The organism is Rhizobium sp. BT04 (genome assembly GCF_030053135.1).
Lineage (GTDB): Bacteria > Pseudomonadota > Alphaproteobacteria > Rhizobiales > Rhizobiaceae > Rhizobium > Rhizobium binxianense.
The window spans coordinates 4,081,473-4,091,219 of sequence record NZ_CP125652.1 but is presented as its reverse complement, the minus strand read 5'-3'; the positions used below and the strand labels follow the sequence as shown (position 1 = coordinate 4,091,219).

Sequence of the window (9,747 nt, the reverse complement as noted above, 5' to 3'; positions counted from 1 at the left end):
CACCGTATCCCGGCCCTTCGCTTGGGCTCAGGGCGTTCGCAACTGCAATCGATTCGCCGGATCGATTGCTGGCGCTTTGCGCCACCGTTGCTCACCCACCCGCAATTCCCAACAGCTCGGCATCCAGCGCCTTCAGATAATCGCCGGCGATTGCGGCGCTGAAGCCGAGGTCGTGTTGGCCGTAGCGGGAGGCGACGCGGATGTCGACGAAGGTGGTTTCGGCCTCTTCGCGCAGGCGGATCAATATATCGAAGCGCAGGCCGAGGATCAGCGTGCGGTTGGTCGCCTGCAGCGTCACGCCATTGGCGCCGCGGATCAGCTTGGCGACATCGTCGTCATAGGGGCGCGGCGTCGGCACGGGGATGATGCCCGGCGCATCGGCAACGGCGTCATCGCCGGGCTGAGGTTTTGCCGGTTTGTCCTCGGGGTCGCGGTCCGGCTCGGTGGTGCCTGTTGTCTTGACGATCGTGAAGCCGCTCTGCTTGGCGACCTTGCGCACCGCTTCCAGCACGCGGTCGAGCGCGCCCTCGTAACGCCGGCCGGTGAGTTCGGGATAGGCTGCCATCTGCTTTTCGCGATCCTCGGGCGTCACCTCAATGTTGCGCTTCAGCCAGATCTGATCGGCGTGCGGCGGCGACAGCCAGTCCGGAGCCGAGGCCGGATCGGTGGAGACGTCGTGAATGTCAGGCAGCGTCATGTAACGCTCGGCGGCAAGGGCGCCGAGGCCAAGCGGAAAGGCGGCATAGATCAGGGCGGCGAGCGCCGCCAGCCCGCCTTCGGCGCCCGTCACCCAGAGGCTGCGCAGCCCGAGCGCGGCAAGCAAGGCGGCCAGCAGCGCGCAGCCGGCGGCGGCAATCAGCAGCAGCACGAGATAGGGGGTGGCGAGGCCGCCGAAACGATGGGCGATCAGCACCGCCAGCGCCAGCACCAGGGAAAACGCCCCGAGCAGCCGCGAAAAGCGGGCGGCGTTGGAAACGGGGCGGTCGAAGCGGATGGCCATCAAACTTACCGGTTGCTCGTCAGCGCCCGCGCGTTCGACCACGCAAATCGCCATAACCCTGTTTAGAGCATGATGCCGAAAAGTGTGAAGCGGTTTTCGGACGAGATCATGCTCTATTCTTGGATTTCGATCCGGATGAATTGAAACTGTTGTCTCGGAATATCCGATGAATTCACGGGCGGAGGCGCCGCCTCCTTCATGAGTCCTTGCTGATATGTCAAAAAGGGGTCATTCTGCCGCGGTTTCATCTCCGATTTTAAAGCAAGGAGAGACGGGATGATTTCAACCGAGATGGCAGCAAGGCCGCAGGCGTCTGCGCTTGGCGGGATCGACCACGCCGAGCCGATGCTGCCGATGGAGCTGCTCGAGCTCGAACTTTCGCTCGAAGGTTATGCCGGCGGCGATGCCGGCTTCTGCGAGGCGGTGCGCCGGGCGGCGAACCGTTCGGGCGGCGAACTGCTGTTCGACCTGCCGGCCGGGGGGCTAATCGAGGATTGCCGCCGCATCGCGGTGCTGCGCATTCCCGATGGCGGCAACGAGATGCGCGTCGTGCTGGCATTGCTCGATCATAACGGCACCGAAATCCGCATGCAGGCGCCGGATGAAGAGACCGCGCATCTGGCGCATTTTGCCGATGCCTTCATCGAAGTGCTGGAGCGGATCTGAGCGTCGCGGTGAGTTTTAGCGCCGTTCCGCCGCGGCTTCAGCCAGGCTGCGGAAGGGAAACTTGCGCCCGCACTCGCATTTGATCATGAAGTTTTCCTGGTGATTGGACGGGCGCTGCACGCCGAAGCCGCGCGGCAGCTGATCGACCTTGAAATCCGGATGCTTGCGCTTGGGATCATCAACTTCCGAGGCTTCGGCAAAGCCCTCATTGCCGCATTGCGGACAGCTCAGTTTCTTCGAAAATCGATCGCGGATAGCCATGCTCGTTCCAATATTTGCGCGCCCCCTCATACAGAGGAATCCCCCTTGTGCATAGGAAGGTGGGCGGCGAAAGTGGAACCATCTGCCGGGGCTGCCGTTCCTTTTTTCAAAAGGAGGCGACCATGCCCAGCAGAGACCCGATACCGACCCCGAACGCCGACACGCCGCGCGGGCCGACACCAACCCCCGGCATTCCCGACCCCATCCAGCAGAAACCGCCGCTGACGCCGGCGCAGGACCCGGGCGATACCAAGAACCCGCAGGATAAGCCGCTTGATCCGGCGCTGCTGCCGATCGGGGATCCGGCTGGGGCAGCGTGAAGTCTGATGAGAGCATCAAGCTCGCTCTCCCTCACCTGTGCTCGTCACATGTGACGTAGGAGAGGTGGTGCGTGCGGCCCCCTTCTCGGCGACGCCAGATACCCTCGCTTGACGGCATCGCCCGAATGGACTTTCCTCAGAGCGATCATGCCAAGGAATACACCGATGCGTACTCGTCTTCTCATCACTCTCCTCGCGGTGACGGCCACCCTCTCCGCCTGCCAGACGATGACGCCGGAGGAGCGGCGGGCGGCGGATGAGCAGCGGTGCCTGAGCTATGGTTTCCGCCGCGGCACGGATGGTTTTGCCACCTGCCTGCAGCGCATCGATCTCGACCGGCGGGCCGAATCGCGGGCGCAGAGTGCGGAGTTGATGCAGAGCATGGCCTGGGATCTGAACGGGCCTTATATCTACCGCGATCACTGGCGGCATCATCACTAACCCTGGGGCTGCCCGGCTTTTACTTGCCCCCGCGGTCTTTCAGACTGCCTGAAATCACCGCCTGCGCCGCCGCCAGTCTCGCGATCGGCACGCGGAACGGCGAGCAGGAGACGTAATCGAGGCCGATCGTTTCGCAGAAGTGGATCGAGGCGGGGTCGCCGCCATGTTCGCCGCAGATGCCGAGCTTCATGTCGTTGCGGGTGCGCCGGCCGCGTTCGGCGGCGATGCTGATCAATTCGCCGACCCCGTCGAAATCGAGCGAGATGAAGGGATCGTGCTCGATGATACCCTTGCGCTGATAGGTGGGGATGAAGGCCGAGGCATCGTCGCGCGAGATGCCGAAGGTGGTCTGCGTCAGGTCGTTGGTGCCGAAGGAGAAGAATTCGGCGGCTTCGGCGATCACATGGGCGCGAAGGGCCGCGCGCGGCAGCTCGATCATCGTGCCGACGAGATAATCGATCTTCATGCCGGCCTCGCTCATGACATTGCCGGCCACCGCGTCGATTCGCGCCTTGACGTAATCGAGCTCGGCGCGCAGGCCGACCAGCGGCACCATGATCTCCGGCACGACGGCCGCCCCGGTCTCCTGGGCCGCGGCGACCGCCGCCTCGAAAATGGCGCGGGCCTGCATCTCGACGATCTCGGGATAGGAGATCGCCAGCCGGCAGCCGCGATGGCCGAGCATCGGGTTGAACTCGTGCAGTGCATCGACGCGCTGGCGAAGAGCGGATGGTTCCATGCCCATGGCGAAGGCGACCTCGGCGACCTCGTCATCGGTTTTCGGCAGGAATTCGTGCAGCGGCGGATCGAGCAGGCGGATCGTCACCGGCAGGCCGTGCATGACGGTGAAGAGACCGGTGAAATCCAACCGCTGCATCGGCAACAGCTTGTCGAGCGCCACCCGCCTGCCCTTCTCATCCTCGGCCAGGATCATCTCGCGCATCACATGGATGCGCTCGCCCTCGAAGAACATGTGCTCGGTACGGCAAAGGCCGATGCCTTCGGCGCCGAAGGAGCGGGCGGCGCGCGCATCGGCCGGGGTATCGGCATTGGTGCGCACCGTCATGCGCCGGGCGCGGTCGGCCCACCCCATGATGCGGCCGAAATCGCCCGACAGCGCCGGCTGGGTCATCGGCACCTCGCCCTTCAGCACCTGGCCGGCCGAGCCGTCGATGGTGATGATATCGCCCTTCTTGAGCGTCACGCCGACGCCGAGCAGCCGCTCGTTGCGCTGATCGATGCGCATGGTGCCGGCGCCGACGACGCAGGGGATGCCCATGCCGCGGGCAACGACCGCCGCATGGCTGGTCATGCCGCCGCGGGTGGTGAGAATGCCTTCGGCGGCGTGCATGCCGTGAATATCCTCGGGGCTGGTCTCGACCCGGAGCAGGATGACCTTGCGGCCTTCGGCCTCCGCCTCGACGGCCTCTTCGGCGGTGAAGACGATGGCGCCGGTCGCAGCCCCCGGCGAGGCCGGCAGCCCGGTGCCGATCACCTGGCGGGTGACGCGCGGATCGATCGTCGGGTGCAAGAGCTGGTCGAGGCTCGAAGGCTCGATGCGCAGCACCGCCTCGTCCTCGGTGATCACTCCCTCATCGACCATGTCGACGGCGATCTTCATTGCCGCCCGGGTCGAGCGTTTGCCCGAGCGGGTCTGCAGCATCCACAGCCGGCCGCGCTCGATGGTGAATTCGATATCCTGCATGTCGCGGTAATGGATCTCGAGCTCGGTGCAGATGCGGAGAAGTTCGCGGAAGGCCTCCGGCATCAGCTTTTCCATCGAGGGTTTTTCGGAGCCGGAGGAAATCCGCCCCTCCTCGGTGATGCTCTGCGGCGTGCGGATGCCGGCCACGACATCCTCGCCCTGGGCATTGACGAGGAATTCGCCGTAAAGCGCCTTTTCGCCGGTCGAGGGATTGCGGGTGAAGGCAACGCCTGTCGCCGACGCATTGCCGAGATTGCCGAAGACCATCGCCTGGATATTGACCGCCGTGCCCCAGCCTTCCGGAATATTGTGGAGCTGGCGATAGGTGACGGCACGCGCACTCATCCAGCTGGAAAAGACCGCACCCACCGCGCCCCAGAGCTGGACTTCGGGATCCTGCGGGAATTCCTGCGCGAGCTCCTCCTCGATCAGCTTCTTGTAGAGCGAAACGATATGCTGCCATTCGGTGGCGCTGAGTTCGGTATCGAATTCGTGGCCGAGTCTCGCCTTCTCGTCTTCCAGGATTTCCTCGAAGGCGTCGTTGCCGAGGCCCATGACAACATCGGCATACATCTGGATGAAGCGGCGGTAGCTGTCCCAGGCAAAACGCGCATCGCCGGCATCATGGCCGAGCGCCTGCACGGTCTCGTCGTTGAGGCCGAGATTGAGCACCGTGTCCATCATGCCAGGCATGGAAACGCGGGCGCCGGAGCGCACCGATAAGAGCAGCGGCTGGCTGACGGAGCCGAAGTGGCGGCCGGTGACGGCCTCGATATCCGATATGCCGGCGCGCACCTGCTGCTTCAGCCCGTCGTCGATATGGCGGCCGTTCTTGTAATAGGTGTTGCAGGCATCGCTGACGATCGTCAGTCCCGGCGGAACGGGGAGCCCGAGGGCGCACATTTCCGCGAGATTGGCGCCCTTGCCGCCCAGAATCTCCTGATCGCGCGCCCGGCCCTCAGCCTGCCCGTCGCCGAACTTATAGACCCACTTGGTCATCTTCCCCCCACACCAAACCGGAATTAGCTTAATCCGTTGGTGTTGAAATGAAAATCGACAAATGCGGCGGAATGTTGCATTGCACAATAAATCTTTGGCGGCGCGGTGGATGAAACGATTGAAACAATCCCCGGCAGCGAAGACGGCATAAAAAAAGCTTTGCGGGACTGCAACATGTCCCGCAAAGCCTTGTTTCCGTCCGGCCAGGAAAACCGGACGGGGGGTCCCTCAACCCAGCGCATCTCCCACCTTCATCTTTTGGGGAAACGCGCTATCGCTTTGTTTTCATGCAATTCCGGCGAAAGTTGCCACACGCTTTTCTGAGGAAAATCGCTCGCGCCCTGCTGGAACTGCCTTAAGCTTTCCGGCTCTTGCCCTCTGCCCGGAAAACCGCACGCAAATTCGAAAATCCCGCGCCTTGATCACCCGCTTTTCAGCAAGGCATTCAGGTTGCGTTGAAACAACTTCTAATGCAAGTCAGCGAAAAGAGCATCACCCAAATGGGGTACGAACGGCAAGAGAGCCGACCTTTTTTGGTGTTTATTGCTTGGCGTTTGATTTTACGCAATTTCCGGGCGCAAAACCGCTCGGACATTTGCTTAAATTGCGTCTGGGCTTGGGCGGCGGGTCCGCCCGAGCATAACGGAGACGAGAGGGCGCGATGGCAAAAGGGGAGACGCCCGGAGCATTGTCTTGGTCAGCAGGTTCCCCATCCTCCGTCATCCTCGGGCTTGACCCGAGGATCCACACCGCGAGCACTGCCGGGGCGCGACAATAAGAAATATCGCCCTTCCCTAACGCCAAGAGACACCGCAAAAGCTCTTCTCACCAAACCTCAGGCAATCTCGCGCAGGCGCTCGGCGGTCTGCAGGTCGACGGAGACGAGTTGGGAGACGCCCTGTTCGGCCATGGTGACGCCGAAGAGGCGGTTCATGCGGGCCATGGTGATGGGATTGTGGGTGATGATGACGAAGCGGGTTTCGGTGGAGGCCGCCATTTCGTCCATCAGGTTGCAATAGCGCTCGACATTGTGGTCGTCGAGCGGCGCGTCGACCTCGTCGAGCACGCAGATCGGCGCCGGATTGGTGAGGAAGACGGCGAAGATCAGCGCCATCGCCGTCAGCGCCTGCTCGCCGCCTGACAGCAGCGTCATGGTCTGCGGCTTCTTGCCGGGCGGGCGGGCGAGGATTTCGAGGCCGGCTTCGAGCGGATCGTCGGATTCGATCAGCTGCAGCTCGGCGGTGCCGCCGCCGAAAAGATGGGTGAACAGCCGCTGGAACTGGGCGTTGACGATGTCGAAGGCGGCGATCAGCCGTTCGCGGCCCTCGCGGTTGAGGCTCTGGATGGCGCCGCGCAGCTTGCGGATCGCATCGATGACGTCGTCGCGTTCCTTGATCAGCGCTTCGAGCTTCTCGCTCAGCTCCTTCTGTTCCTCGTCGGCGCGCAGGTTGACAGCACCCAGCCGCTCGCGCTCGATCCTCAGGCGTTCCAGCTCGCGCTCGACTTCGCGCGGATCGGGAAGCGCCTGCATGGTCGGGCGGCCGGTCAGCTGCAGCGCCTCGTGCGGCGCGACGTTCAGGACCTCGCGGATGCGGCCTTCGCTTTCCTGGCGCTTCTCGCGAGCGGAGACCAGGCGCTCCTCGGCGCGGCCGCGGCGTTCACGGCATTCGGCAAGTTCCGACAGTGCCGTCGTCGCCTTGTGATCGGCTTCGCGCTGGATGCGTTCGGCCTCGGCCAGAACATCTGCGGCCTGGCGGCGCGCTTCCTCGGCCTTCTGCAATTCGCTGAGCAGAGCGCGGCGCTTGTCGTCGAATTCATCCGGCGCCAGTTCGAGCTCGGCTGCCTCGTCGCGCGCCTCTTCCTCGCGCTCGCGGAGCGTGGCGACATGGTCTTCGCCGCTTGCCGCCCGCTGGCGCCAGGTCTCGCGCTCCTGGCCGATCGCCATGATGCGGCGCTGGCGGGCCTCGTTTTCCCGCGCCAGGCTTTCGTGGCGGGCGCGGCTCTCGGCCAGCGCGCCGCGATCGGTCGCAACTTCCGCCTGCTGGAACCGCAGCCGCTCGTCGATCGCAGTCAGATCCGGCGCGTCCTCCAGCTCGATGCGGGCATTTTCTTCCTGGATAGCGATCTCTTCCAGCTGCGTGCGCAGCTGGCTGGCGGCCTCGCTGACGACATCGCGGCGGCGAATGAGATCGCCGGAGGCACGCTCGGCGGCAACAAGCGCCTCGCGCGCCTCAGTGAGATGACGCGCCGACAGACGGCTCATGTCACGCGCTTCGGCAAGCCGGCGCTCCTCGGCGCGGATCGCTTCGGCCGCCGCTGCCTGCCGCTCCTCGGCTCCGGCAAGCACGTCGCGGGCAAGGGCGGCTTCGCCTTCGAGTTCGGCCAGGCGGTTCTTCTGGGCAAGGCGGAGCGCCGCAGCACTCGGGGCATCGGCGCCGGTGACGTGGCCGTCCCAGCGATAGACCGCGCCCTCTTTCGTCACCAGCCGCTGGCCTGTTTTCAGCGCCGCCATCAGCGACTGCGCCTCCGCTTCCGCGACCAGGCCGATCTGGCGCAGGCGGCGGGTGAGTGCCGCCGGCGCGCGGACATGGGTCAGCAGCGGCGCAACACCGGATGGCAATGCCGGATCGGCGGCGCCATCGCCATTGTCCGACCAATGGGCCGGCGCCTCGGCATCGAGCGGCGATTCCAGATCGTCGCCGAGGGCGGCACCGAGTGCGGTTTCGAAGCCGCGGTCGACCTTCAGTTCGTCGGCAACCGGGGGAAATTTGCCAGCGGCCGCACCGGCGGCCAACATGCGGGAAATGGTGCGGGCCTCGGTTTCCAGCGCATTCAGGCTCGAGCGGGCCTGATCGACCGGGGCGCGCGACAGCGCCTCGGTCTGGCGGGCGCCCGCAAGCGCCTGCTCGACCAACTGAACCGCCGCTTCCGCGTCGGCGACGGCGATCTCGCCGGCTTCGACGATCGCGCGTTTTTCGTCGGGATCGGGCAGGGCTGATATCTTCTCGCCGATGGCTGACAATTCGTGGTTGGCCTCGTCCATCTGGCGTTCGAGGCGCATCCGGCGGTCGGCGAGATCGCGGATGGCGCGCTCCAGCTGGTTGCGGCCGGCAGCGGCCTCGGCACGCTCGGCCGTCAGCTGGGTGAAGATGCGCTCGCTGTCGGCCAGTTTTGCCGCCGCGCCCTCGAAGGCCTCGCGGGTTTCCTCGGCATAACGGCCGGAATCGGCGAGGATTTCTGCAATTTCCGCCTCTTCGGCATCGAGCCTCGCAAGGATGACGGCATTGTCGGCCACCAGCCGCTCTTCGCGGCTTATATCCTCGGCAAGCTGGGCGAGGCGACGGGTCAGCTCGTCACGGCGGCGCAGGATGCGGCCGGCATCTTCCTCCAGCTGGCTTCTGGCGATCTGCAAGCGCTGCAGGGCGGCGGCGGCGCGCGCCTCGCCCTCGCGCAGTTCCGGCAGCTTCAGGCTGGCGATGCCCTGGTTCTTCGCCGCCTCCATCTGCATCTGCGCCTTTTCGGCGACGACGGATGTCGCCTGGTTCAGCGCGCTGTCGGCCTCGGCCTCGGCCTCCTTCGCCTGCACCCAGCGGATATGCAGCAGCATCGCTTCGCGGGCGCGGATATCGGCAGACAGCGTCTTGAAGCGGTTCGCCTGGCGGGCCTGCCGCTTCAGGCTCTCGATCTGGCTTTCGAGCTGCGAGGTGACGTCGTCGAGGCGCTCGAGATTGCCTTCGGCGGCGCGCAGCCGCAGCTCCGCCTCGTGGCGGCGGGAATGCAGGCCTGAAATGCCGGCCGCCTCTTCGAGCAGCTGGCGGCGGGCCTGCGGCTTGGCCTGGATCAGCTCGCCGATACGCCCCTGCCCGACCATCGACGGCGAGCGGGCGCCGGTGGAGGCATCGGCAAACAGCAGCTGCACATCCTTGGCGCGGCTTTCCTTGCCATTGATGCGATAGAGCGAGCCCTGCTCACGCTCGATGCGGCGGGTGACCTGGATCTCGTCGCTGTCGTTGAAGGCGGCAGGCGCGGTGCGCTCGCCATTGTCGAGATAGAGCGCCACTTCGGCGGTGTTGCGCGCCGGGCGGTTTCCCGAGCCCGAGAAGATCACGTCGTCCATGCCGGAGGCACGCATGTTCTTGTAGGAATTCTCGCCCATCACCCAGCGCAGCGCCTCGACGAGGTTCGACTTGCCGCAGCCGTTCGGGCCGACGACGCCGGTCAGCCCCCGCTCGATGATGAATTCCGTCGGCTCGACGAAGGATTTGAAGCCGACCAGGCGCAGCTTGTTGAACTTCATGCAGAAGCTCCGCAGCGCGGGACGGGCTTGCCACGCAGCCACAAAAAAACGGGCGCAC

At 65.0% G+C, this 9,747-nt stretch carries 8 protein-coding genes; 3 read left to right on the top strand and 5 right to left on the bottom strand.

All coding sequences use genetic code 11. The features are described 5' to 3' along the window. Positions 1 to 91: 91 nt before the first annotated feature. Complete coding sequence (locus QMO82_RS28210; RefSeq protein WP_183605986.1) at positions 92 to 1,000, bottom strand: DUF1499 domain-containing protein; 909 nt, start codon at positions 998 to 1,000, stop codon at positions 92 to 94. Positions 1,001 to 1,276: 276 nt separating this feature from the next. Here QMO82_RS28210 and QMO82_RS28205 point away from each other — a divergent pair, with 276 nt between their 5' ends. Beyond that, on the top strand, positions 1,277 to 1,666 hold the full coding sequence (locus QMO82_RS28205) for a hypothetical protein (protein ID WP_183605985.1): 390 nt from the start codon (positions 1,277 to 1,279) through the stop codon (positions 1,664 to 1,666). A gap of 15 nt (positions 1,667 to 1,681) precedes the next feature. Here the strand turns inward: QMO82_RS28205 and QMO82_RS28200 are convergent, their stop codons facing one another. Continuing rightward, on the bottom strand, positions 1,682 to 1,927 hold the full coding sequence (locus QMO82_RS28200) for a hypothetical protein (protein WP_183605984.1): 246 nt from the start codon (positions 1,925 to 1,927) through the stop codon (positions 1,682 to 1,684). 122 nt (positions 1,928 to 2,049) lie between these two features. Between QMO82_RS28200 and QMO82_RS28195 the strand changes: the two genes are divergently transcribed. Both QMO82_RS28195 and QMO82_RS28190 read left to right on the top strand, forming a co-directional pair. Further along, positions 2,050 to 2,247 carry a hypothetical protein gene (locus tag QMO82_RS28195; protein ID WP_183605983.1) on the top strand — a complete coding sequence of 66 codons (198 nt, stop codon included), beginning with the start codon at positions 2,050 to 2,052 and terminating at the stop codon, positions 2,245 to 2,247. A 165-nt stretch (positions 2,248 to 2,412) separates the two neighbouring features. Further along, a complete protein-coding gene (locus tag QMO82_RS28190) occupies positions 2,413 to 2,688 on the top strand; it encodes a hypothetical protein (protein ID WP_183605982.1) in 276 nt (91 codons plus the stop codon). A gap of 19 nt (positions 2,689 to 2,707) precedes the next feature. Here QMO82_RS28190 and ppdK read toward each other — a convergent pair whose 3' ends face one another. The 3 genes from ppdK to QMO82_RS28175 form a co-directional block, all read right to left on the bottom strand. Next, positions 2,708 to 5,392 carry a pyruvate, phosphate dikinase gene (gene ppdK, locus QMO82_RS28185; RefSeq protein WP_183605981.1) on the bottom strand — a complete coding sequence of 895 codons (2,685 nt, stop codon included), beginning with the start codon at positions 5,390 to 5,392 and terminating at the stop codon, positions 2,708 to 2,710. A 23-nt stretch (positions 5,393 to 5,415) separates the two neighbouring features. Then, a complete protein-coding gene (locus tag QMO82_RS28180) occupies positions 5,416 to 5,634 on the bottom strand; it encodes a hypothetical protein (RefSeq protein ID WP_183906950.1) in 219 nt (72 codons plus the stop codon). Positions 5,635 to 6,227: 593 nt separating this feature from the next. Continuing rightward, complete coding sequence (locus tag QMO82_RS28175; protein WP_183605980.1) at positions 6,228 to 9,689, bottom strand: chromosome segregation SMC family protein; 3,462 nt, start codon at positions 9,687 to 9,689, stop codon at positions 6,228 to 6,230. Positions 9,690 to 9,747: the final 58 nt, after the last annotated feature.

Bases quoted from the DNA above. Each gene is read 5' to 3' on its own strand.
- QMO82_RS28210 (WP_183605986.1), bottom strand. From the start codon at position 1,000: ATGGCCATCCGCTTCGACCGCCCCGTTTCCAACGCCGCCCGCTTTTCG.
- QMO82_RS28205 (WP_183605985.1), top strand. From the start codon at position 1,277: ATGATTTCAACCGAGATGGCAGCAAGGCCGCAGGCGTCTGCGCTTGGC.
- QMO82_RS28200 (WP_183605984.1), bottom strand. From the start codon at position 1,927: ATGGCTATCCGCGATCGATTTTCGAAGAAACTGAGCTGTCCGCAATGC.
- QMO82_RS28195 (WP_183605983.1), top strand. From the start codon at position 2,050: ATGCCCAGCAGAGACCCGATACCGACCCCGAACGCCGACACGCCGCGC.
- QMO82_RS28190 (WP_183605982.1), top strand. From the start codon at position 2,413: ATGCGTACTCGTCTTCTCATCACTCTCCTCGCGGTGACGGCCACCCTC.
- ppdK (WP_183605981.1), bottom strand. From the start codon at position 5,392: ATGACCAAGTGGGTCTATAAGTTCGGCGACGGGCAGGCTGAGGGCCGG.
- QMO82_RS28180 (WP_183906950.1), bottom strand. From the start codon at position 5,634: ATGCGCTGGGTTGAGGGACCCCCCGTCCGGTTTTCCTGGCCGGACGGA.
- QMO82_RS28175 (WP_183605980.1), bottom strand. From the start codon at position 9,689: ATGAAGTTCAACAAGCTGCGCCTGGTCGGCTTCAAATCCTTCGTCGAG.